At 54.2% G+C, this 24,707-nt stretch carries 21 protein-coding genes; 13 read left to right on the top strand and 8 right to left on the bottom strand.

From position 1 onward, the window contains the following. Positions 1-177: 177 nt before the first annotated feature. The 3 genes from P8T57_RS17900 (at position 178) to P8T57_RS17890 (ending at position 4,441) form a co-directional block, all read left to right on the top strand. On the top strand, positions 178-615 hold the full coding sequence (locus tag P8T57_RS17900; protein ID WP_341363896.1) for an Lrp/AsnC family transcriptional regulator: 438 nt from the start codon (positions 178-180) through the stop codon (positions 613-615). A 45-nt stretch (positions 616-660) separates the two neighbouring features. Then, positions 661-2,505 carry an adenylate/guanylate cyclase domain-containing protein gene (locus tag P8T57_RS17895; protein WP_341363895.1) on the top strand — a complete coding sequence of 615 codons (1,845 nt, stop codon included), beginning with the start codon at positions 661-663 and terminating at the stop codon, positions 2,503-2,505. A 154-nt stretch (positions 2,506-2,659) separates the two neighbouring features. Then, entirely contained in the window at positions 2,660-4,441 is a 1,782-nt protein-coding gene (locus tag P8T57_RS17890) for an adenylate/guanylate cyclase domain-containing protein (RefSeq protein WP_341363894.1), read from the top strand. A 92-nt stretch (positions 4,442-4,533) separates the two neighbouring features. On the opposite strand, the gene ykgO is transcribed toward P8T57_RS17890, so the two are convergent. Both ykgO and P8T57_RS17880 read right to left on the bottom strand, forming a co-directional pair. Next, complete coding sequence (ykgO, locus tag P8T57_RS17885; RefSeq protein WP_007090004.1) at positions 4,534-4,659, bottom strand: type B 50S ribosomal protein L36; 126 nt, start codon at positions 4,657-4,659, stop codon at positions 4,534-4,536. Positions 4,660-4,809: 150 nt separating this feature from the next. Then, complete coding sequence (locus P8T57_RS17880; protein ID WP_063092891.1) at positions 4,810-5,856, bottom strand: methyltransferase domain-containing protein; 1,047 nt, start codon at positions 5,854-5,856, stop codon at positions 4,810-4,812. Positions 5,857-6,043: 187 nt separating this feature from the next. On the opposite strand from P8T57_RS17880, the gene P8T57_RS17875 reads away from it, so the two are divergent. Then, positions 6,044-7,414 (top strand): DnaJ domain-containing protein, encoded by a 1,371-nt coding sequence (locus tag P8T57_RS17875; RefSeq protein WP_341363893.1) that lies wholly within the window; start codon positions 6,044-6,046, stop codon positions 7,412-7,414. 56 nt (positions 7,415-7,470) lie between these two features. Here the strand turns inward: P8T57_RS17875 and P8T57_RS17870 are convergent, their stop codons facing one another. From P8T57_RS17870 to P8T57_RS17860, 3 genes are all read right to left on the bottom strand, one after another. Next, positions 7,471-8,931: an aminoacyl-histidine dipeptidase gene (locus P8T57_RS17870; protein ID WP_341363892.1), complete on the bottom strand. Its 1,461-nt coding sequence runs from the start codon at positions 8,929-8,931 to the stop codon at positions 7,471-7,473. Between the two features lie 133 nt (positions 8,932-9,064). Continuing rightward, positions 9,065-9,574 (bottom strand): N-acetyltransferase family protein, encoded by a 510-nt coding sequence (locus tag P8T57_RS17865; protein WP_341363891.1) that lies wholly within the window; start codon positions 9,572-9,574, stop codon positions 9,065-9,067. Between the two features lie 47 nt (positions 9,575-9,621). Then, positions 9,622-11,256, bottom strand: a complete 1,635-nt coding sequence (locus P8T57_RS17860; protein ID WP_341363890.1) for a diguanylate cyclase — start codon at positions 11,254-11,256, stop codon at positions 9,622-9,624. 308 nt (positions 11,257-11,564) lie between these two features. Here P8T57_RS17860 and P8T57_RS17855 point away from each other — a divergent pair, with 308 nt between their 5' ends. After that, positions 11,565-12,197 carry an NUDIX domain-containing protein gene (locus P8T57_RS17855; protein WP_341363889.1) on the top strand — a complete coding sequence of 211 codons (633 nt, stop codon included), beginning with the start codon at positions 11,565-11,567 and terminating at the stop codon, positions 12,195-12,197. Positions 12,198-12,327: 130 nt separating this feature from the next. Further along, positions 12,328-13,326: a cysteine synthase A gene (locus P8T57_RS17850; protein WP_007090011.1), complete on the top strand. Its 999-nt coding sequence runs from the start codon at positions 12,328-12,330 to the stop codon at positions 13,324-13,326. Positions 13,327-13,389: 63 nt separating this feature from the next. On the opposite strand, the gene P8T57_RS17845 is transcribed toward P8T57_RS17850, so the two are convergent. Then, positions 13,390-14,670 carry an MFS transporter gene (locus tag P8T57_RS17845; protein WP_341363888.1) on the bottom strand — a complete coding sequence of 427 codons (1,281 nt, stop codon included), beginning with the start codon at positions 14,668-14,670 and terminating at the stop codon, positions 13,390-13,392. A gap of 109 nt (positions 14,671-14,779) precedes the next feature. Between P8T57_RS17845 and P8T57_RS17840 the strand changes: the two genes are divergently transcribed. Further along, on the top strand, positions 14,780-15,697 hold the full coding sequence (locus P8T57_RS17840) for a LysR family transcriptional regulator (RefSeq protein WP_341363887.1): 918 nt from the start codon (positions 14,780-14,782) through the stop codon (positions 15,695-15,697). 3 nt (positions 15,698-15,700) lie between these two features. Here P8T57_RS17840 and P8T57_RS17835 read toward each other — a convergent pair whose 3' ends face one another. Further along, positions 15,701-16,210, bottom strand: a complete 510-nt coding sequence (locus P8T57_RS17835; RefSeq protein ID WP_341363886.1) for an AAA family ATPase — start codon at positions 16,208-16,210, stop codon at positions 15,701-15,703. A 135-nt stretch (positions 16,211-16,345) separates the two neighbouring features. Here P8T57_RS17835 and P8T57_RS17830 point away from each other — a divergent pair, with 135 nt between their 5' ends. The 4 genes from P8T57_RS17830 (at position 16,346) to P8T57_RS17815 (ending at position 20,675) form a co-directional block, all read left to right on the top strand. Then, a complete protein-coding gene (locus tag P8T57_RS17830) occupies positions 16,346-17,368 on the top strand; it encodes an LLM class flavin-dependent oxidoreductase (RefSeq protein ID WP_341363885.1) in 1,023 nt (340 codons plus the stop codon). Between the two features lie 162 nt (positions 17,369-17,530). Further along, entirely contained in the window at positions 17,531-18,757 is a 1,227-nt protein-coding gene (locus P8T57_RS17825; protein ID WP_341363884.1) for a hypothetical protein, read from the top strand. Positions 18,758-18,901: 144 nt separating this feature from the next. Further along, complete coding sequence (locus P8T57_RS17820) at positions 18,902-20,473, top strand: L-lactate permease (RefSeq protein WP_341363883.1); 1,572 nt, start codon at positions 18,902-18,904, stop codon at positions 20,471-20,473. 4 nt (positions 20,474-20,477) lie between these two features. Continuing rightward, the gene (locus tag P8T57_RS17815) at positions 20,478-20,675 is read left to right on the top strand and encodes a hypothetical protein (protein ID WP_341363882.1); all 198 of its coding nucleotides are present in this window, start codon (positions 20,478-20,480) and stop codon (positions 20,673-20,675) included. A gap of 18 nt (positions 20,676-20,693) precedes the next feature. On the opposite strand, the gene P8T57_RS17810 is transcribed toward P8T57_RS17815, so the two are convergent. Continuing rightward, a complete protein-coding gene (locus tag P8T57_RS17810; protein WP_341363881.1) occupies positions 20,694-21,326 on the bottom strand; it encodes a LysE family translocator in 633 nt (210 codons plus the stop codon). A 364-nt stretch (positions 21,327-21,690) separates the two neighbouring features. Between P8T57_RS17810 and P8T57_RS17805 the strand changes: the two genes are divergently transcribed. Then, positions 21,691-23,316 carry an inverse autotransporter beta domain-containing protein gene (locus P8T57_RS17805; protein ID WP_341363880.1) on the top strand — a complete coding sequence of 542 codons (1,626 nt, stop codon included), beginning with the start codon at positions 21,691-21,693 and terminating at the stop codon, positions 23,314-23,316. 134 nt (positions 23,317-23,450) lie between these two features. Then, positions 23,451-24,614, top strand: a complete 1,164-nt coding sequence (locus P8T57_RS17800; protein WP_341363879.1) for a PA0069 family radical SAM protein — start codon at positions 23,451-23,453, stop codon at positions 24,612-24,614. Positions 24,615-24,707 lie beyond the last annotated feature (93 nt).

Below are 24,707 nucleotides of genomic sequence, written 5' to 3'. Positions count from 1 at the left end.
TTCAGCAAACTCCCATTTTGACGCCTTTGACCGCATATGATGCGTGGCCCCGCCTGATTATGGCCCTGATAACGTTATTGTTATGCTGTCTTGATGGTCTTCCGCTGGACTGCCGGTTACAACCCGGCGATACTGTCATTTCTCATGATTTAACCGTTAAAATCACGGGTTACACCGATGAAACGCAACATTGATGACATTGATCGCCGCCTGATCGCCCGGCTGCAACAAAACGCCCGCACCCCGATTGCGGCCCTTGCGCGTGATGTCGATCTGTCACGAAGTGCTGTTCAGGAACGCCTTGAACGCCTTGAAAAGGCAAAGGTCATAACCGGATACACAATACAGCTTGGCGAACAAGCACGGGCGCTTTTGCTTGCCGAAGTCATGATACAGGTCGAACAGAAACAGTCTGCCGGGGTGGTCGGCGCGCTTCAGAAAATAATCCACTGCATTCGGTGCCTTGCGATTTCCGGTGAATATGACCTGATCGCCGAAATTGCCGCCGACACATCCGAAGAACTTGACACCGTTCTTGACCAAATCGGGGCCTTGCCCGGAATTAAACGCACGGCAAGCTCAATCATCCTTTCCACGAAATTTGATAGACGATAAACTGCCCCCGGGTTGGGGAGCCTCTGTTCGGGAATTTTCAAAAAATTGGCTGAAAAACGCAGATATTCCGTCCTGACTGTTCTGCTTGCCGGGTTTTCTGTCACCAGCATTCTTGGTGTCGGTATTGCCCTTTATGTCGGACTTGGGGCAGCCTATCAAAACACCCGCAACCTTTGGGTCATGCTTAGCGATCTGGACCTGACATCGGTCCAGCGAACCATGCATGAACGGATGGACAATGTAGGTAAACGTGCGGTCTGGGTCGCCGATCAGGTGGCAAGTGGCGCTCTGGATCCAAGCTTTCAGTACGGCTGGAACAATGCGATGCGCGCACTTTCGGCGTCGCAAATCGATGTGATGGCCTATGGTCTGATTACCGGCGACCGCCAGTTTATCGGCTATAATCCCGAAAATATGAGCGAAATCCGCCGTACATTGCCCAGCGATGATGTTATTTTTTCAGAACTGGCGCATTTGCGTGGACCAACGGCTAATCACACCGGTTTTCCACGATGGGACCCCTATTTCAAGCAGACAGTGATTGCTGATTGGATTCCATTGTTTGCGGACGGCCGCTACGTCGGAACATTCATCCAGTATCTGTCACTGTCAAACCTGTCCAACAGCCTTATCCGTGGGCGCGAGGACTTGCCGGGTGTTCCGTTTATCCTGATCGCCGGAAACCGTGTCATGGCCCATCCACGTCTTCGTGAATGGGGCGATAGTGCTGCATCTGCACTGGTAAATGGTGCGGATATCGCACGCAGCCCTATTCCCCTTCCGACGATCAATGATATCGGCGATCCGGTTCTGGCCAATATCGGCAAGTCCGAGTCCATTGATATTGGCGATGAAAGCAAAAAGCGCCCCGAAGCCAAAAACCTTCGCCTGTCCGGCCTTGATCTTGATGGCCGCTATTCGATGATCGTCACCAAACAGATGATGAATACCCCCTTCTCGCCGATCATCATCGGGATCCATTTCGAAGAAGAACTGTTTGATGACGAATGGAACAGACTGGTTCTGGCATCGGTGATGGGGGGGACTGTTTTGTTGCTATCGATCATCGTTGCCGTGATCATTGCCCGTCACTTTACCAAACCGATCCGCCGTTTTGCCGCTGCCGCCCGGGCATTTGAGGAAGATGGCATCGAAAACCACGATTTCCCCGACCTTAAAGGCAGCCGTATTCGCGAATATGATGATGCCGCACGATCGTTCAATCACATGATCAAGGCCGTCCATGACCGCGAACGGATCAGCAGCCTGTTTGGTAAATTCCTGCCGGCCTCTATTGCTCGCAAACTTCTGGCATCGGGAACCGATTCCGGGGTTCTTCCGCCGCAGCAGTGCGAGGCAACTGTCCTGTTTGTCGATATCGAAGGCTTCACGACATTATGTGAAGAACTTGAACCGCAACAGATCATCTCGATGCTCAATGCCTATTTTGATTGCGCGACCGGCATTATCGAAGAACATGGTGGCATCATTACCCAGTTCCAGGGTGACGCAATTCTTGCGGTATTTAATGCCTTTGATGAATTGCATGACCATGCCGATGCGGCCCTTGATTCGGCCATCGCCATTCAGCATGCCGTCGAAACCCGCCAGTTTGACGGACTTTCCATTCATTGCCGCTGCGGGGTGAATACCGGGCGCATGATCGCCGGGAATGTCGGTGCAAGTGCCCGCCTGTCCTTTACCGTGCACGGCGATGCCGTGAACACCGCGTCGCGGCTTGAACGGGAAAACAAGGAACTGGGAACCCGCATCCTTCTATCAGACAGCACCCGCGATCTCCTTTCCGATCCCGAGCGGGTGGTAAAAGCCGGACAAATCCAGTTGCGTGGCCGTCATACCGAAACCCTAATCTATACCTGCCGGAATTGACCCACGCGATATTCTTTTCATTGCGTTCAATCATCAGTAAGCTTTGCCGATAACCCGGAAAGACAAACCGGGCCATTGGGGGCATACGGGGAATATGATGACCAAACGCAGGGGGCGTTTTTCGATACTTGGCGTATTGCTGGGCGCGTTTTTTATGACCAGCGTACTCGGTGTGGGGCTTGCACTTCGCCTTGGCCTTGATACGGCTTATGACAACACCCGCAATCTATGGATTGCGATGACCCATGCCGACCTGAAAGACGCGCAAAATGCCATGCGCAACCGGATCGAACGGATGCAGCGCCGCAATATCTGGGTCGCCCGCGAAGTGGCAAATGGCGATCTTTCACCCGATGACACTGCCATCTGGGACAATACCCTGGCGGCTCTTGTGACCAATGAACTCGATGTGACCGCCATCGGGCTTCTGATGCCCGATGGTCGTTTCCGGTGGTACGATCCAAAGACGGACAGGACTGTCTCGCGCCAGGCCGATCCCCAGGAAGACATCATCGCCCGATCCCTGATCGCCTTTGGCCCGGGCCAAAGCATCACGCAGTTTCCACGCTGGAACAGCCTGGTCAATCAGGTCGTGATCACCGAAATGATCCCGCTGTTTCAAAGGGGGGAATATATCGGATCGCTTGTGCAGCTTGTATCACTTGGCGATTTTTCACGCGATCTGAAAACGGACCCGACAGAGGCCGGACGCACGCCATTTGTCATCGTCAATGATCATGTCATTGCCCATCCCGCCTTGCCCGACTGGCACCAGTTGCACCCGCCCGCAAATATTGGAACCGATGATGTTCTTGGCGTCCTGCCCCGTATCGACGACCTTGCCGATCCGGTTCTTGCACAGATGGACCAGTGGCAGACATTTGATTTCAACGACGGCCGAACACCTGATGGAACCAATGGTTCGACGGCCTCTGCACTCGAAACCGCGGGCGGATACCACGTTATCATCACCCGGAAATTTGAAGAATCGGCAGGTCTTCCAATTGTAATGGGCATGCATTTTGATCCGACCGTTTTTACCCGCGAATGGGAACGCCTGAAGCTCGCGACACTGATCGGAACGGCAATCATGGTTCTTGCGATCATACTGGCCGTCATGATCGCGCATTATTTCACGCGCCCGCTGAAACGGTTCTCAGCCGCAACAAGGCAACTTGAAACCGGCATGCTTGACGATCTGCCGATCCTGCCCGGCAGCCATATCATCGAATTTAACGATGCATCACGATCATTCAACAATATGGCCATCACCCTGCGTGACCGCGAACGCATCGGACGGCTGTTTGGCAAATTCCTGCCAACGGCCATCGCCCAGCAATTGCTGGCCTCTGACGATGACACCGGCAATATCCAATCCCGCCAGTGCGAGGCATCCATCCTGTTTGTCGATCTGGTCGGCTTTACGACCCTAAGCGAAAAGATCGCCCCGCAGCGGATCGTCACCATCCTGAACGCCTATTTTGCCAAGGCAACGGCAATCATCGAACAAAATGGCGGCATCATTACCCAGTTTCAGGGCGATGCCATCCTTGCCGTATTCAATGCCTTTGACGAGGTGCCCGGTCACGCCGATGCGGCGGTGCGAACGGCAGTCGCCCTGCAAACGCTGGTTCATAATGAACTGTTTGACGGTGAAGAACTGCGCTGTCGCTGCGGGATCAATACCGGCCTGCTGGTCGCGGGAAATGTCGGGGCGCCGGACCGTCTGACATTCACCGTACACGGCGATGCGGTCAACAGTGCAGCCAGACTGGAAGCCAAGAACAAGGAACTCGGCACGCGCATCCTGATCGCAAGCACCACATTCGATCAGCTTTCAGACCCGTCACAGGCCCGTCTTGCCGATGAAATTCTGCTGCGCGGACGCAGCGAAACAACCGCTGTCTATACCATTCCGATAGATGGCATTGATTAAGAAAAGGGTTGGCAAGCCGCAAAACACAAAACGCCGCATTGGATAAACCGATGCGGCGTTTTGTAAAACCTGAGAGAACAAGGTACCGGGAATTAACCCTGGCGCGCCTTGAAACGCGGGTTCTTTTTATTGATCACGTATACGCGGCCACGGCGGCGCACGATACGGCAGCCTTTTTCCCGCAGCTTCGCGGATTTCAATGAGTTCCGGATCTTCATAATAGTAAACCTTAGAAACTTGGCCCCTTCGAGGAAGCCGGAAAATAGAAGTACACCCAGCCCCTGTCAACACCTAAAACAGGTTGCAGCGACAGAATTCCGGACAAAGTCCATTCCTTCGTCGCCCGCCGTAGACATGAAACAGGGCAATCACCTGATCGTTGCGTAGAACCGATAAAAGGCTAGCGTTCCGTTTTCAAGCATTTTTACGCGATTCATCCACATTTCCATCTCTGGCACCAGATATGTCAGCACATCCGGGTCCAAACCGCTGTTCTGGATATCTGCCAGCATCGCCATCCATGCTGCTTTGATCTGACTGACATGCACATCCGTCTCGTCCTTGGCGATACGGATATCGAATTTCAGCTTGCCCAACACCTTTTTGTATTGGTCAGCCGTCCATGGAAACGGTTTGAAGTCCTCATACTTTGCCCAATTGGCCACCTCATCTTCGTGACCCTCGGACGTCAGGACATAATCGGTCAACAATATCTGGCCGTGATCACGCAGCGTTTCCGCCACCGAGACCAGCAAGACATCCTTTTTTTCGATGTGAAAAAGATCGCCAAACGAATAAACCACGTTGAAATAGGCTTTGCGCAAATCGGGGTTGGCCGGATCAAAGGTCTGCACCGGGACTTTTTTCTGAACTCCGGCCTGCACGGACCGCTCCATCCCCAGCAACGCCAGTTCGCCATCCCGCTCGTAGGCAGTTACCCAGACACCAAGCTTGTCGGCAAGCAAACGCGCAACCCCGCCAAGCTTCGCCCCGATTTCAAGGCAGCTCAGCGTCTCGTCAAGTGCAAGCGGCTTTGCCAGTTCCAACGCATAATCATGACCACCCGGGATCATGATGCCGCGATCAAACAGCTTGGCATAAAGCTTGATTCGTTCCGGTGGCCAGCGACCGATTTCATCATCAAGGTCAAGCTCGCCCAGTTCCGGCTCGACCGGCCGGGCAAGAAACAGGCGCATTTTGTGAAGCCACGCCCGGTAATCATCGATTTCTTTTTGCAAAAGATAATATTCGACCGGGTTGTCATACCCCTGCCAACGCGCACGAAGCTTTGTTGCAAGGCTCAGACTGTGACCTTCGGGCATCACGAATTCCGCCATATCACCACCATGACCACCATTGTGATCAAGGACATCGCCGTCATGGTCGGCATTGCGTTGCCAGAATTTAAGTTTCAAGGCGGATACTCGCTAAGCGGTTCGCAGATAAGCGGATCAATTCTTGCAAAATATGGCAAATACGCAAAAGTGACAACGTGTTAAGATTTCAATCATATGATCCCAGCATCGATACGAATATAAAGTGAATGTGATTTAACCTGCCCGGCTTCGGGACAATGTTTATGTGCGGGATGCCTTTTCACGAATGAGCCAGGATCACCTCGGGATCTATTATCGCCTGCTGAAAATTGCGCCGGGCGCCAGCGCAAAGGAAATCAAGCTTGCCTACCGCAAGCTTGCCTTTGAATTTCATCCTGATCGCAATACAGATATCGATGCCGAGGAAAAATTCAAGGACATCACCGAAGCCTATGAAATCCTGACCGGCGCGCGCAAGGCACCGCCAAACCCATCACGCAACGGTAAAAACGGTACCGGCACAAATGATGGCACAGCCGGCAAGCAGCAAAGCGGCCCCTATGGCCCACAGGCCGCCGGTGCCCAAAACGCCAATTCGCAACAACGCACCCGTCAGGGCTTTGCCGGTACAGGGCGCAAGGCCGAAACCAATCGCGAAAGCGAAGAGGAACGCTTTGCCCGCGCCAACGAAGCCTATCGCCAGCAGCAGGAACGCAACGCGGCACGCAAATCAAACATCCATCCAGGCGCCAAGCGCCACGCAAAAGCACGCGCAAAGCCCGATCAGGCCGGTTTTGTCCGCTGTGCCGTGACAGAAGTCGTATCCGCCCAACCCCGCATGGTTGAATTCACCATTGTGCGCGGTTTTCTCAATTCCCTGAAAATCGAAAAGATCACCGCCAATCTTGCTCCCAAAGGGGCAAAACGCATGGCGCTTAAGGCCAGTTTCAAAACATGGTTGCGCGGTTTCTGGGGCTGGCGCAGCTTCATTCCGGCATGGCGGGCAATCATTGGCAATATGCGCGGCGGCACCCTGCCAGCAGAGGGCAATGCAAAACTTCTGTTCACGCAGGCCACCGCGTTCGAACGCAGCGGAAATAAACCCCTTGCCCGGGCCGTGTTGTTACAAGCCAGTGATTTCATCGGCACCAACCGGTCGGTGCTGGCCGAACAGATCCGCGCCAATCTGCGGCGTCTGGATGACGGAAAACCCCTTCGCCGGGTCCGCAGCGAATGGAAACAGGCCGGGATGCTCGATGCCCTTTTGCATCTAAGCCCGCTGTTTGTTGCCATTTTCTGTTTGCTGGTGGCGTTTGGACCGGGGCAAGGCTTTGTCAGTCACGACATCCCGCAACTTGTTGCCGACAAGACCAGCGAACTGACGCGATCCGTCGAAAAGCTGATCGGCGAAGATCGCGATCCTTATTATATCGACCGTGATCTTCTGAACATGCGCGAAGGCCCCGGCATCGAATATCCGGTCATGCGGCGTCTGGCACGCTTCGAAACTGTCTATGTCGACGGACCAAGCGAGGATTTCTGGATTGAAATTGAAACAGCCCTTGGCGAAACAGGGTTCGTCAATCTGGATGCACTGGTTCCCGGAAGCGGTGCCAAGGCCCGCGATGAATGGTGCGCTACAAACAGTTGCGACTGACCGCGGATACGATCAGTCGCAACAAAAACTCATTTGATATGGCCTGATGGAACCGGTCAGTTCTTGACCGGAACCGCCTTCAGCGCCGCCAGAAGATAATCCCAGAAACGCAGGACACTTGGCACATGGACGCATTCGTCCGGGCTATGCGCGCGTTTGATGGTCGGGCCAAATGAAACCATATCCCAGTGCGGATATTTCGCGCCCAATACACCACATTCAAGCCCGGCATGAATGACCCGGATTTCAGGGTCTTTACCAAACATGTCGCGATGAACCGCTTTCATCATATTGACGACTTCACTGTCCGCATTCGGCTTCCAACCCGGATAGGCATCGCCCCACTTGACCGTCGCACCGATATTTTCAAACACCGATGTCGCAACCTCGCGCAGGGCATCACGCGCCGAATTGATCGAACTGCGCGCCGAAAGGGTCACATCCGCCTTGCCATCGGCCAGCTTGATAATCGCCAGATTGATCGACGTCTCAACAACACCTTCAACACTGGTGCTCATGGCGTGCACACCGTTCGGTGCTCCGACAACCGCATTATTGAAACGTTTGGAATCCGCTGCACTCATCGCTTTTGCTGGCAATGCGACATCTTTGGCTGCGATGGCAAAATTCGGCTCGATCGCGCCGATCTCGTCTTTGACCTCGGCGGCAAAGGCGCTCAGCGCGCCATCAAAGGCAGATACCTTTTCTGACGGCAAAACAACCGTTGCAAAGGATTCCCGCGGGATCGCATTACGCGCCGTACCGGCATTGATGGTCACAATCCGCGCGCCAAGATCACGAATGGCGGTGCGCAGGAAACGCGCCATCAGCTTGTTGGCATTGCCAAGGCCCAGAATGATATCAATGCCCGAATGGCCGCCCTTAAGCCCGGTCAGGGCAATTTCACGCGCGACCTGCCCGCCTTCAACCGCTTCGGGGATATAGGCAAAACTCGCGACCAGATCACCACCGCCGGCACACCCCACACAAAGCTCGTACTCGTCTTCGGTATCAAGGTTCAGAAGGATTTCGCCCTTAAGCCGCCCCGGCTCAAGGTTCATCGCACCCGTCAGGCCGCGTTCCTCATCAACCGTGAACAACAGTTCCAGCGGACCATGTTCAAGACCTTCTTCGGTCATGAACCCCATCATGGCCGCCGCCCCGATGCCATTATCCGCACCAAGCGTGGTATTGTCGGCCGTGATCCATTCACCATCCATGATCATACGGATCGGGTCGGTGTCGAAATTGTGGGTCGATCCGCTATTGGCCTGGGTCACCATATCGACATGGGCCTGAAGGATGACCATCTTGCGATTCTCGAACCCCGGTTTGGCCGGAATGGAAATGACAAGGTTACTGCCGCTGTCGCGGAAATGCTCAAAACCCTTGGCATCGGCCATCTTTTCCAGAAGCTGCAAAACGGCTTCTTCCTTGGTTGACGGGCGTGGGGTATCGCAAAGCTTCTGGAAGTTTTCCCAGATTGCGACCGGGGCAATTTTGCTGATCTCATTCACGGTGGCGCTCTCCTGTATCGTTTATTCGCGGCATTTATCGCGGGTGCCCCTGCTGCTTAGCGCATCGGCACCGCAATTTCCAGATCGTCTACGGGTTTTTACGCAACCCAGTGACAAATGATTGGATTGATATCTAGTCGATCCCGACAACATTGCTGCGCCGTTCAAGCAGCAGCACATCGCGCCACTGCCCCTGCATCGGGCCATATCCCATGCGGCCAAATCCGCTACGCTGGCAAAGAATTTCGAACCCGTGTTTTCGATGAAGGGCAACACTGCCGGTATTTTCCGGGAATATTCCGGCCTCAAGCGACCAGAAACCGTTCTGTTCCGAACCACGGATCAATGCATTCATCAACGCACTTCCGATGCCCCGCCCTTGGCATTGCGGATCGACATAAACCGATACCTCCGCAACACCGGCAAAGGCACAGCGCCCCGAAACAGCAGACAATCCCGCCCAGCCCGTAACCTGACCGGCCTCATCGACGGCAACATACCGGCATTTCGTCAAATGCCCGTGATCCCAGTCGTGCCAGCTTCCGCCGTTTTGTTGAAAGGATGCATGGCCGGATTTCAGTGCTCGGTCATAGATATCGACAACAGCATCCCCGTCCGAAGACAGCATTTCACGAATTGTCATCTTTCGCCTGCCCGATTGCGCAAAGCGCGAAGATAATTCACGGAAATTCAGTTGTCGATATCATCATCGAAGGTCAGGAACCTGATCGTGTCGCGACCGGCTTCCTTGGCGTCATACATCGCGCGGTCCGCCACCAGCAACGCCTGCTCCAGTTCCACAAACTGCCCACGCAGTTCCCCGCCGACAGTTACACCGAAACTGGCCGTGATGGTCACCATCTCGTTGCCTGAAGCACCGACCGGGATTTCGATGGCACGGATCATATTGGCAAGCCGTTCCGCAATACGCTTCGTAACCGCCGTGGTTGCAGATGGCAGCAGGACAGCAAACTCCTCTCCGCCCAGACGCACGACAAGGTCATCATCACGAAGCGCCTGCCGCAAGGTGATGGCAATTTTCTCAAGAACCCTGTCACCAACGGAATGGCCATAGGTATCATTGACGTATTTGAAATAATCCAGATCCAGCACCACCAGCCCGAATTGCCAGACCTTGCCTTTAAGCAGGCGAATTTCGCGAAGACGGCTGACAGCGGATTCAAATCCGCGCCGGTTCAGCGCGCCGGTCAGCGGATCGGTCGAAGCAAGCGCGTCAAGATGCTGCTCCTTGCGCTTGTGGCTGGAAATATCCAATGCCGAAACCATCACCCTGCCATCTTCCATCAGGTTCATGCGAATATCAGCGTGAGAACCGGACGGGGTTTCAACACTATCGACATTGGCGTGCCCGTGGCCACCTTTGATCATGGATGCATACAAATTGCACAAAATCGAAATATCAAAGACCGGATTGTCATCTTTGTTTTGTTGTTCTTCGCCAAACAGGCGGGCAAATTCACGATTGAAGTTCGTAACATTCTGATGGACATCAAGCATGGCTACAGCCGATGGCACCATGCGGATGACCTCGGTCACGGCTTCTTCAAGCCCGGCCTTGGTTCGCATCAGGGCTTCGTTCATTTCGACTTCTTCGCGCACATCATGTGCCGTGGTCAGGATTGCCGGGCGTCCGTCGTGCCACAAAATCCGCTCGTCGGTCAGATCGCGCCAGACCGTGCTGCCATCATCAAGAATATCGCGCACACGATGACGTTCGCCTTCACGCGCGCCGTGTAAAATATCAGCAACATGTTTTATCGCCCGATCCCGATCCGCTTCGGGAATAAACCGCAAGATATCGGGTTTTTCCATGAATGCACTGGCATTGTGCGCCCCCATCAGGCAGGCAAAGGCATCATTGACATAAAGTGCCGTCATGTCGCGATGGACCATCACGCCGATAAAGGATCGTCCCAGCATGTGATCGACCTGCATGGCCGTCGTGCCGTTATCAATCAGCTGTGCAGTGGTTAGAACCGCGTTGTCATCGCCCCATTCGACGGTTTCGTCGCTGATCTCCATCCAGACCGGGGTTCCATCGGTGCGGATGTTATAGACCTTTTTCCAACCGTGAAAACCGGTCGAATCCTGAAACTTCGCAACAAGCTTGCTGGCTTCGTAATGGAAACTGGGCGGGATATACTGGCGCAGATCGGGCTCCGCCATGAAATCCTTCACGTCTTTTCGACCAAGCATTTTCGCATAGGCGTCATTGACATACACAGCGTTCAAATCCCTGTGCACGACAACTCCCACCCGCGACCGCCCGTAAAGACGCGCGATTTCAGTCGGTTCGAATCGCATCAAAGCCCCATCTTCCCCGCCAATGCGATCTAACGCGCTACCTGTCCGGTTTGGCAGCGTTCATTCCGCGCGCTAATTGATCAGATTTTACACTACATTAAAAATTATTAAAATACGGCACTTGGCCTCACACCCTTGCGAATAGTTGCAGTGCAACCTGAACGGTTTCGGCTAATCACCCCCTCACGGGAGGCGCGCATCAACCGCAAAGTGGCTCTGCCCTCTTCTCTTCACAAATCTGATGTGAAACCATGAGATATATGTTGTCTCCAGAATGATAATTCCAGAACCACCACCGGACAGAATTTATGAAACACAACAATAATTACGAAATCATTCGCCGCACACGCGGTTGGGACGGCCATTTCAAACTTGATGTATATGAATTGCGCCATCACCTTTTTGACGGCGGCCAAAGCGCGGTTTTGCAGCGCGAGGTTCTTGAACGCGGCCATGCCGTCGCGGTCCTGCCCTATGACCCTGTGCGTGACGAAGTCGTTTTGATCGAACAATTCCGCCCCGGCGCCATTTCGGTGCATCAACGCTTCCCTGAAATGCCGCTTTGGCTGACAGAAATTGTTGCCGGCATCGTCGAGGATGGCGAGGAAATGGAAGATGTCGCGCACCGCGAAACCAAGGAAGAATCCGGTTGCACCATCATCGGCGACCTGGAACTGATTTCGCGTTACTATGTCACCCCCGGCTGTTCAAGCGAGACGGTCACCATGTATTATGGCCGGGTTGATGCATCGGATGCCAATGGACTGCATGGCCTTGAAGAAGAAGGCGAAGACATTCGCGTTTATACGGTATCGTCCGAGGAATGCTTTGCCATGTTGCATGACGGACAACTCTGCAATGCAACGGCGACGATTGCCGTTCAGTGGCTGATGCTCAATCGCGACCGTATTCGCCGGGAAGCCGGGGTTTCCGGGATGTAAGCGCGGTTTTGGGATGTGAATTAATTAACACACAAATTACGTGGTAATTTTTAATCCATCTTGACTTTTGTGTATAAAAGACCCAATCAACAGGTAACAAAACACATTCTAACCACGCTTGGAGTCTGTCATGGACATTCGCAATGGCACCATTGAAGCCATTGGCCGCACCCCGCTTGTGAAACTCAGAAAGGTTTCCGAGCTGACGGGCTGCACCATTCTGGGCAAGGCGGAATATGCCAATCCGGGCGGATCGGTCAAAGACCGCGCTGCCCTTGCCATCATTCGTGACGCGGAAAAACGCGGCCTTCTGAAGCCCGGCGGCGTGATTGTCGAGGGCACTGCGGGCAATACCGGCATCGGTCTTGCCGTGGTCGGCAACGCGCTTGGCTATCGCACCGTGATCGTCATCCCCGAAACGCAAAGCCAGGAAAAGAAAGACCTTTTGCGTTTGCTCGGTGCCGACCTTCGCGAAGTCCCCGCCGTCCCCTATCGCGATCAGAACAACTATGTTCACGTTTCGCGCCGTCTGGCCGAAGAACTGGCAAAGACCGAACCGAACGGGGCCATCTGGGCCAACCAGTTCGATAACGTCGCCAACCGTCAGGGCCATATCGACACCACCGGCCCGGAAATCTGGGAACAGACCGACGGCAAGATTGACGGCTTTATCTGTGCGGTCGGTACCGGCGGGACACTTGCCGGTGTGTCGATGGCGCTCAAGGATCGCAACAAGGATATTCAGATCGGTCTTGCCGATCCGATGGGGGCTGCTCTTTACAGCCACTACAAATTTGGCGAACTGAAATCCGAAGGAAGCTCGATCTCCGAAGGCATCGGTCAAGGCCGGATCACTGCCAACCTCGAAGGCATCGATATCGATCACCCGTTCCAGATTTCAGATGATGAAATGCTGCCGATCGTCTTTGACCTGCTCAAGGAAGAAGGGCTTTGCATGGGCGGCTCGACCGGGATCAACATCGCCGGTGCGGTACGTCTGGCACGTGAACTCGGCCCAGGCAAAACCATCGTCACCATCCTGTGCGACCTTGGCACCCGCTATCAAAGCAAACTGTGGAACCCGGCCTTCCTCAAGGAAAAAGGTCTGCCAAGCCCCGATTGGCTCTAAGCCCGACTGCGACAACCAGCAAACAAAAACCCCCGCCTTCTGGCGGGGGTTTCTTTTTGTGTGTCAGGCAACAGCCTCAGCCCGTCTTGCGGCCTGCCAAAGGTAAGTTCCGCAAATCGCCGCACCAATCAGAAGTGCGCCAGCAAATGCCGCCACCGCGTCCCAGCCACCATGCGACCAGAACCAGCCGCCAACCGATCCCATGATGCTAGACCCCAGATAATAGGCCAGCAGATAAAGCGACGACGCATGTCCCTTGGACTGTTTCGCCATCCGCCCGACCCAGCCACTTGCCACCGAATGAGCCACGAAAAAGCCGCTGGTCAGGACCATGATGCCGCCGATCATGCCCCAAAGACTGGAAAGTAGTGTCAAGGCAACCCCAACACCTGCAATCAGGATCCCCGCCAGCAAAACCGGGCCCCGGCCGATCCGGTCGGACATGGCACCGGCAATGGAAGACGTCACCATCCCGCAAAGATAAACCACAAAAATCAGACTGATCTGCCCCTGGCTCAGGTCATAAGGGGCCGCGGATAAACGGAACCCGGCATAATTATAGACCGTCACAAAACAGCCCATCGCAAATGCCCCGATCAGGAACACGAATGGCAGACCGGGATGGCGCAGATGTCCTTCCCATGCCCGGACATGATAGGACAATTGAAAGCCGGGGCGGCGCACGAAATTACGCGATGCGGGCAACAGGATGACAAATCCAAGGGCGGCGAGCAAACCAAGTGCGCCCATCGCACCAAGTGCGAGATGCCAGCCAAACATATCGGTCAGAATGCCGATCACCACGCGCCCGCTCATCCCGCCAAGGGCGGTCCCGCTGATGTAAATTCCCATCGTGGTGCCAAGGCCGCGCGGATGCATTTCCTCGGCCAGATACGCCATCGCAACCGCCGGAACCCCGCCCAAAATCAGGCCTTCAAGCGCACGCACCACCAGAAACGCATGCCAGTCGGAAAGCACCGGCGCAATCAGGTTCAAAAGCGACGCCCCGCACATGGATGCAAACATCAACTGCTTGCGCCCGAACGCCTCGGATACCGCCCCGGCAAGCAGGATGGCAAAGGCAAGGAAGCCGGTCGTCAGCGACAGCGCAAGCGAACTGGATGCCGGGCTGACGGCAAAATCCCGCGCCAGTTCCGGTAAAAGCGGCTGCACGCAGTAAATCAGCGAAAAGGTCGCATACCCCGCCAGAAACAGCGCCAGACTGATCCGGCGAAATTCCGGCGATCCCGGTTCGGTATAAACCGGCTCGGCCCCGGCGGTCGCTGGCTTGATATCATCATTGGCAGCCTGCGCTGCGGGGCTTTTCGCCCGTTGGGCACTCATATTCCGGCCTCGTTTTGAAGAATTCTGATCTGACCGAAAGGATTGCAGCTTTCCCGATATCCGTCCAATATATGTCACAGTCATTTTCGATATGTTTTGGAGATACCGAATGGAACTGCGCCATATTCGATATTTTCTTGAAGTCGCCCGCGAGGGGAACTTTACCCGTGCCGCAGCCCGCATCGGCATTGGCCAGCCGCCGTTAAGCCAGCAGATCCGCGATCTTGAAACCGAAATCGGCACCCAGTTGTTTCACCGCGTCCCGCATGGCGCGGAACTGACCGAGGCCGGAACTGCCTTTCGCGATATCGTGCAGCATTTCCCGGAACTGGCGGAACGCGCCATTCGCGCCGCACAGCGCGCCGGTCGTGGTGAAATCGGCTCGATCCGGGTGGGCTTTACCGCATCCGCCGCGTTTAGCCCCAGCGTCCCGCGCGTTTTCCGTGATTTCCGCCGGTCCTATCCCGGTGTTGAAATGACGCTGGAAGAAAACAATTCCGCCCGCCTTTTGCATGCATTGATGGATGAACAGCTTGATGCCGTCTTCCTACGTCAGGGTGCCGCCAACAGCGATGACATCAAACTGCACCGCCTGACATCCGAACCGATGCTGATTGTGCTTCCGGCCGGTCATCCTGCGGCCCGGCATGAAACGGTGGCGCTTGAAACCCTGCGTGATGATGCCCTGATCCTGACCCCGCGACAGGTCGGACCAACCCATTTCGATATCGTCGTTGCCGCCTGCCGTGCCGCCGGGTTTGAACCGGTCATGGGGCAAAGCGCGCCGCAATTGGGATCGGTGATCAACTTTGTCGCTGCCGAACTTGGCTTCTCGCTTGTCCCCGCCGCCATGGCACAATTGCAGGTCAATGGGGTCGTCTATCGCAAGGTCGCGGGGGATGTCCCGATGGCGCATCTGGCGCTGGCCTATCGCAGCAACGATATCTCGACCGTGCTGCGCAACTTCGTTGGCCGCACGCTGAATGCGCATCGCGCAGAAGATCAGGAAAACGATACAAATGATTGAATATTATTTGTTTTTATTGACGACTTTACAGATCGCATCAACGGCCTGATCGACCGTCATCTTTGCCGTATCGATAATCAGATCAACCCCGTGCCATGGCTCGTAATGGCGGCCAAGGACCTTGTCCCAATCGGGCTGATGCAGGTTTTCAATGTCACAAGGCCGGGTTTCGACACGGTGGCGATGCTCCGCCGGATCGGAACAGATCAGTTCAATCTGCACGTAGGGTTTACTGGCGCGCTCTGCTGCCAGTCGCCATTCGCTTCGGGTTTCTTCAACCGAATTGACCGCATCGCCGACCACCGTCAGGCCCAGCTTAAGGTTATCGGTCGCCTGCCGGTTGGCAACCATATAGCCGACCGGGCCGATATCATCATCGGGCGGCACCCCGGCATCAAGGACCGCCTGCTCTATCGTGTCGATCCGAAGATGCACCGCACCGATTTTTTGCGCCAGCGCACGTGCAATGGATGTCTTGCCAACACCGGGCAAACCGCCAAAAATGATTAGCATATTCTATCCTTTCTCCGGCCCTGACCCTAAAACCGACACTCCCTGACTGGCAAGCACCTGATTTTGGGCTAGATTAACCCCAACACTGAAATCCGGCGCGCCGTTTTCGGCCTGCGCCCAATTGGGATTATGCCTATGCCCCGTTTTTCCGTTCTTGATCTTTGCCCCGTGAACGAGGGCGAACACCCGCGCGATGCGCTTCGCAATACGCTTGAACTGGCCCAGCATGCCGAAAATCTCGGCTTTCATCGTTACTGGCTGGCCGAACATCACAACATGCCCGGCATCGCCAGTGCCGCAACGTCGGTCGTCATATCCCATGTCGCGGCGGGCACCAAAACCATCCGGGTTGGCTCGGGTGGCGTGATGCTGCCCAACCATGCGCCATTGGTGATTGCCGAACAGTTCGGCACCCTTGATGCGCTGTATCCCGGCCGTATCGATCTTGGCATCGGGCGCGCACCGGGAACCGACCAACGCACCGCCGCCGCCCTTCGCCGCGACATGCACGGGACCGAGGAACGCTTTATCCAGGACGTGCTTCAGGTTCAGCAATTCCTTGCCCCGCTTGAAGGCAACCCGCCAATCCGGGCCGTCCCGGGTTATGGCTCCGAAGTTCCGATGTGGCTTCTGGGCAGCAGCCTGTTTTCCGCTGATCTGGCGGCACGTCTTGGCCTGCCCTTTGCCTTTGCGTCACACTTTGCACCCGATATGCTGATGGATGCGCTGTCGCTCTATCGTCACCGGTTCGAACCCAGCAAACAGCTTGATAAACCCTATGCGATTGCGGCGATGGGCTTCTTCGCGGCCGATACCGACGAGGAAGGCGAATTTATTGCCACCTCCATGCAGCAGCAATTCCTGAATTTGCGGCGCGGTTCGCCGGGCCAGTTGCCCAAACCGGTCAAATTGATGGATGACATCTGGAACCGGGTCGAAAAGGCCGGGGTCGATCATGCCATGCGCTGTGCCGCAATCGGCTCGCGCGATACCGCACGCAAGAAACTGCGCGATTTCATCTATATGACCAAGGCCGATGAAATCATGGTCACCGCCAATATCTTTGATCACGCAGCACGTCTGAAATCATTTTCAATTGCGGCAGATTTGGCTAAAGAGTTGGACTTACAAGAAAAGAAAATAAAGACCGAAGCTTAAGTTACATTGAGAGCGCAACGTGATGCCACCTGTTGAAAGCTTGGTCGCAAGTGGCATCATTTTCAATCTGGACGATAATATTAGATTGACAGAATAATCATAAATCCGTTCCAATCGCTTATTAGGAATGTCTATAGGCTTACCAAAAGGCTTGTGAGCAACATGAAAGTCGCCAGTAAACATCTACCTCACAACCTAACATTCGAAGCAACGGGCCCCTCTCGAACAGAAACGACCATCAAAACCACAAAGCAATTATATGACTGGTCGATGCAAGAAATTTTCTGGCGTCGAAATATTTCCAAATTGCTTGCGGATTACTCACCACCATTCATCATCAAACATAACTTAAGAATTGAAAGATACGTAGAAGAATTCATAACAACTCGGCAATTAATTGATAACCAAAGTTCAGTTGAAGACATAACTTCTTACGCAGAATCCAGCTTATTTAGCTTATTCGGAAAAAGTGATTTTGCAACTTACAATGATAAAAGAGTAATTCGGCTACAAGAGATCATCAAAGAAGATAGGGATGCAGCATGGCTAATGCTGCTAGAAATACTCTCTATCAATTACCACGTGGGTGAAATAACAAATTTTCCCAAATTTATGGATGCACAGATTTTTGCAAAAGCTTCAATATCATCTATAAAAATAGAAACAAAGACACATAAGTCACAACTTACAAAATTAAAAAATAACTTTGAAAATTCCCTATATGAATTATCACAAAAATTCCAAAATCAAATCAACCACAACGAAATTTCAAACAAAAAATCAATATCACTTCAGAGAAAAATATTAACCATTCAAAAGAGCATATCAAAGTCATCAGAGATTATTTCGCATGAATTAATCGAAAAAAACAAAGAGGAGCTAAATAAATTTAAAGAAGCATACAGCACAGAAATGAAACTAAGAGCAGGGGAAGCGCTCTGGAGACACAAGAAACATCAACACAGAAAAGCCAAAAATAGATGGTTTATATCATCAACACTTTGGATAATCTTTGGATTAATCTCCCTATCCATATATTACACAAACTCAATAGATATTTATATCACAAAATACTCCATTCGCCAAATCAACATACCCGTCTCACTGCAAGCAGTTATATTTCTCGCTCCAACAATTATCTATGCATGGGTCGCGAAAATATTCTTGTCTAACTATAGAAAAAATCAAGCACAAGAAGATGATGCTGAAGAAAGACAAACCATGGTTATGACATACAAAGCTCTAGAGTATGACGGGAAGCGAACAAGCAATGAAGAACGCGCACTTATACTCAATGCTCTTTTCAGATCAAAAACACATAATTCCGACGATGCATTGCCATCCCCAATATGGGAAACTGTACTAAATCGGCTGTCCAAAAACTCCTAACGCCATAGCACTACAAAATTGGCATTTCATCATACGAAATGCCATAACTGTTTTCTTGCGCTTGCAGAAGCACTGGGACAAGATGTCGACCCGGTTGGAAAATCAACCGCAACACATTGTTCCAAAAGGTTTTGGCTCGCCCCCATGACAGACTTCCTTCTGGCTGCCCTGCCAATCGCCACCATTCTGTTTCTGATGATCAAGGCAAACTGGGGCGCGGCACGCGCCGGTGCGGCCGCATGGTTCGTCACCGTTGCCATCGCCATGATCGCGTTTGGTGCGCCGACCGATATGCTGATCATCGCGCAGGCCAAGGGCGTGATGCTGGCCCTTTATATCCTTTACATCGTCTGGGCCGCCCTGATCCTTTATTTCGCGGCCGAAGAAGCCGGGGCCATCAAAACCATCGGGCGGGCCATCCGCCAGCTAACCGACGACCGCCCCCTGCAATTGCTGATCCTTGGTTATGTCTTTGCCACCTTCCTGCAGGGTGTCGCCGGGTTCGGTGTGCCGATTGCGGTGATCGCACCGCTTTTGCTTGGTATGGGGTTCTCGCCGGTGATCGCCGTTGCCGCCCCGATGATCGGCCATAGCTGGTCGGTGCTGTTTGGCAATATGGCAACCTCGTTCGAGGCCCTGATCGGTGTGACCGGCATTCCCGGCACCGAACTGACGCATTATTCCGCCATTCTGCTCGGCCTGTCGGGCTTTACCTGCGGGGCGGCGGTTCTGTGGCTGGATGGCGGTTTTCGCACCGTGCGCCGACGGATCGTGCCGCTGGTGCTGATTGCCGGTGTGATGGGTGTCGTTCAATATCTGATGGCGAATTACGGCGTCTGGACACTGGGCGGGTTAACTGCCGGGATTGCCGGGCTTGTCACCTCGATCATCGTCACCCGGTTCTGGAAACCCCATCCCGATGACGTTGCCGAAACCACCGAAGACGACGACCATCATCACATGCCTTTGATCGAGGCATTGACTCCCTATCTCGTTTTCATGGTGATTGTCGGCATCGCAACTTTCATCCCCCCGGTCGAGGATTTCCTGTCGGGCCTTCGCCTGACCTTCGATTTCCCGGCGGTTTCAACCGATCTCGGCTGGAATATCGATGCCGAAAGCGCCAAACCGATTGCCATTTTCGGCCATCCCGGCGCGTTGTTGCTCTATACCGCCGCCATCAGCTTTGCCTTTTTCAAAATTCGCGGACGCTATGACAACGGCATCGCCAGACGTATCTGGCAACGCACGGTCAAAAGCGGCCTTCCGACCAGCATCGGCATGGTGCCGGTCATTGGCCTTGCGATTATTATGGATCACGCGGGCATGACCTATGCCTTGGCCGAAGGCGGTGCTGCGCTGTTTTCCGGCTCCTTTGCCATCGCCTATCCGGTGGTAGCCCCGGCAATCGGGGCATTGGGTGCCTTCATGACCGGCAGCACGAATAATTCCAACGTGGTCTTTGGCATGTTCCAGCGCCACACCGCCGAACTTTCGGGCATTTCCACCGCCCTTGTTCTGGCCGCACAGGCAACCGGGGCATCGCTTGGCAGCATGCTGGCCCCGTCAAAAATTCTGGTCGGCTGTTCGACCGTCGGACTTTCGGGCAAGGAAGGACCGGTATTATCGGTCGTGCTGAAAACCGGTGTGCTTCTCACCGCCCTTTGCGGCTTCATGGCGCTGGGCCTGTTGCTGATTGCGATGATCGGGGGATAAGACCATGAAAAACAAGCTGTTCAATCCGGTCTTTCTGTTTCTGGCGTCCCTGATCCTGCCGCTGGTCGCGTTCGAAGCCCTGATAAACGAAGATGCCGCCCTTTCCGGTGTCCTGTCAGGCATCCCGGTTGACATCCCGGTGGGCGGCATTCTGTTTGGTCTGTTTGCGGCCGTCATGGCGCTGATTGCCATCAAGAAATAATACGGTTCCGGCCCGATATCAGGGCCGGAACATCGCAAGCTTGATCCCGAACGCAATAAACACGCTGCCGGTCACGGCCTTTAATGCGCGCTGGAACGATCCACTGCGTGCCATACCTGTCAGGCGCGACAGCAGAATAATCATGGTCGAAAACCAGATGATATTGATGCTGGCATGCACACAAACCAGCATGAAGGCCGATGTAATGGCCCCGTCGCCGACCGGAATGAATTGCGGAAATGCCGCAAGATAGAAAATCGATACCTTGGGATTAAGCGCATTGGTCAGGAACCCTTCGCCATACGCCACCAGAAGCGTCCTGCGGCGTTTGGCCGGGGCCACTTCGGCAACGGTTTTAACCCCGCGCCATGCCTCGCGCAGCGCCTTGAAACCGACCCAGCAAAGATATGCCGCACCGGCAATCTTCACCATCATGAACAATTGTGCCGACTGCACAAGGATCACCGAAATCCCCAAAATCGACAATGTGCCATGCAGGTAAAAGGCGGTCACGAAACCGGCAACATTGGCAAATCCGGCTGCCCGTCCCGATGTCGGAACGGTTTTGGCAATCAGAACGCCATTGGGGCCCGGCGACATCACCAGAAGGGCCGTAACAAGCGTGAAGCTGATAAACTGTGCCCAATCCATCAGAGTGGCTCCTTAAAAGAGGGTGGCCACGAAACTATAGATGGATTGTAAAAACCGGCAAGCGCGCGATTGTACCGATACATGACAATCGAAAAGGCAATTTAAAAGGTCGACAAAAAGACGGGGCTCAATAGTCCGCCTTTGCGCACCTCGCACTGTTTCCTATCCATAAAACGCAATGGATATCCACTTCGCGCAGGAAAATATCGCATCCCTGCCGTTGCTGTGGCGACCCATGCGCAAATCCCCTAATCCTCGGACTTCCATTTCATGAACTGGCTTAACTGCCGATCTGACTGATGCGCAAAATGCCAGCGATTTTTCCTGCCGCGCATAAGCCAGATCAAAATGATTGAAGACAAAAATGAAAAAATATGCGGTTGGATTTGTCTGTAGCTGCGCCGTCGCTTTTGCGCCATCCGCGCATGCTCAGGACGCAGATGGCGGCAACAAATGGGGACCGCATATCGACCTTGAAGGCAAGGCCGGCACAGACCGCAACCTTGGTGAAACCGATCTGTTCATTCCGCTATGGCAGGATGACGATACCCTGACCTTTGCCAATATCCGCGCGCGGATGGATGATGCCAACAGTCACGAAGGCAATTTCGGTGTCGGCATTCGCCAGATGCTTGATAGCGGCTGGAATATTGGCGGCTATGGCTATTTTGATCGCCGCCACAGCGCGTATGACAACAAATTCAATCAGGTGACTTTCGGGGCCGAAGCCCTTTCGCTTGACTGGGATTTTCGCGCCAATGCCTATATGCCGGTCGGCAGGACAAGCTATATGGAAGACAGCCTGAGCACGGTGGATTTTTCCGGCACCACGATCATGTACCGTCAGGGCGAAGAACGCGCCCTTCGCGGTTTTGATGCCGAAATCGGCTGGCGCGCACCATTGTTTGAAGCCACGGCACCACAACAATTGCGCCTTTACGCAGGCGGCTATCGCTTTACCGAAGACGATGTGGACACGGTACAGGGACCTCGCGGGCGGCTTGACCTGACCTTTGATGAAATACCGTTCCTGTGGGAAGGCTCGCGCTTTTCGCTGGGGGCTGAAATCCAGCATGACGACCCGCGCGGCACACAAAGCTTTGCCAGCTTCCGCCTGCGCATTCCGCTTCAGGATTTTGGCGACAATCCCAAACCGCGCCTGAACGCTATCGAACGCCGCATGACCGATCCGATCATACGCGACATTGATATCGTCAGTCAGGCCGGGCAATTCACAACGGCAGAGGAAATAACAAGCACAGCCAACGGCAACACCATCACACTTGTCAGCAGTGCAACAACATCAAGTGCCGACCTCGCCACGACCATCTCATCCGCCGGTGCCAATTCGACCGTGATCCTGAATGGCAGCTTTGCCAGTGTGAACAGCCGCCTTGATGTGCAAAATGGTCAAACCATCATGGGGGCTGGCGACCTCAACGTTCAAACACCTTCCGGTCGCACCGTGACCATTACCACACCGGGTGCCAGCCTAAGCGGCGAAGGATCCTCTCCGGTCGGTTTCGGCAGTCCAAGCCATATTTTCAACATGGCCAGCAACAGCCGCCTTGTCGGCGTTACCGTCTCAACCTCCGACACGCAGGCAACCGCAGCAGTGCGGATTAACGGCGTGAATAACGTCGAAATCATCAATAGCACATTGACCAGCAACGCCACGGGCAACACGTCCTTTGGCATACAGGTTATCGGAAACGCGCAAAACACCGTCATTCGCGGCAATACGATCACATCCACCAGTAACGATACCTTTGCCTATGCCCTGTCAGTCATCGGATCAGACAACCTCGTCTTCGAGAACAACACACTCAATATCAGCGGGGCGACAAACAACCACCTGATTTTCTTTAACCTGAACAATACGAATCTCTCCGGCTCCGGCAACAGCGGCAATGTAAGCACATGCAATGTCGGTGGCGGGACAAGCACCGGCTCCATCAGTTTCACGACAGCAACGCCGACCTGCCCTTAATCAGGAATGCTGTTGATAACCGGATGATGTCATGCCAACGGTCTGCCGCTGTCCGCGTTGATATCGGGGGGGGGGCAACCTGGGTACAACGTATTTCGCTTGAATGTTCCTATTTTGTTCTATAATTTGAGCATATGCGAAACATCATCGAACCGACATCAGATCACATCGAAACCGCCCAACCGGGCGAAGGCTGGATCAATCCGGATTTTGATCCGGATCTGCTGCCCGCGCGCAGGCAAAAAGGCCGCGGGGCGGTATCGAACATTGATGGCCGATTTGAACGCCATATCCATCAGGCGGTCGATGATGGCTGGATGAACAGCCTGATGGAAGATCAGGACGCGCCGCGCATCCGCACCACCCTTGGCATTGATGGCGCACGCAGCGTGATCACCAGAAATCAAAGCCCCGATGTGCCGTTTGACCGTTCGATCAATCCCTATCGCGGCTGTGAACATGGCTGCATCTATTGCTTTGCCAGGCCAACCCACGCTTATCTGGGCCTGTCGCCGGGCTTGGATTTTGAAACAAAACTGTTCTGGAAACCCGACGCCCCGACCCTTTTGCGCAAACAGCTCGCCGTCAAAAGCTATATGCCCGCCCCGATCGTGATTGGCACCAGCACCGATCCCTATCAGCCGGTAGACCGAGAAAAACAGCTGACCCGCTCAATCATCAGGGTACTATCGGATTGCCAGCATCCGTTTTCGATCATCACCAAGGGCGCACTGGTCACCCGCGACATTGATCTGATCGCGCCGATGGCCGCCAGAAACCGCGCGTCGGTCGCAATATCGGTCACAAGCCTTGATCACAGATTATCCAACCTTCTCGAACCGCGTGCCTCCGCCCCGCACCGTCGGCTTGATGCCATTCGCAAACTTGCCTATGCCGGTATTCCCGTAACGGTCCTGTGCGCGCCGATCATTCCCGGCCTGAATGACATGGAAATCGAAAATCTGGTTGCCGCGGTTCATGACGCCGGGGCAACGTCCGTATCGCACATCGTCGTCCGCCTGCCGCTTGAAATCGCCGACCTGTTCGAAGAATGGCTTGCGGCCCATTATCCTGATCGCAAGGCAAAGGTCATGTCCCTGATCCGTCAGATGCGCGACGGCGAACGCTATCAATCCGAATTTGGCACCCGCATGCGCGGCACCGGCCCGATTGCCGACCTGATTGCCAGGCGATTTGATGCTGCACGCAAAAAACACGGCATGACCGGCCGGTCGCTCAACCTTGATTGCAGCGGCTTTGTCCGCCCCAACGCGAACGGGCAAATGTCGCTGTTCTGAGATCACCAGCAACATCGCCCCCCTCACCCCCAAGCCCTGCTCGCACGACCGGCGGGCACCAACCCGATCACTCCGCCCCGGTCACTCCGCCCC

This window comes from Thalassospira sp. SN3W (assembly GCF_038070535.1).
Taxonomy (GTDB): Bacteria; Pseudomonadota; Alphaproteobacteria; order Rhodospirillales; family Thalassospiraceae; genus Thalassospira; species Thalassospira xiamenensis.
This window is presented reverse-complemented; position numbering and strand designations above follow the sequence as displayed.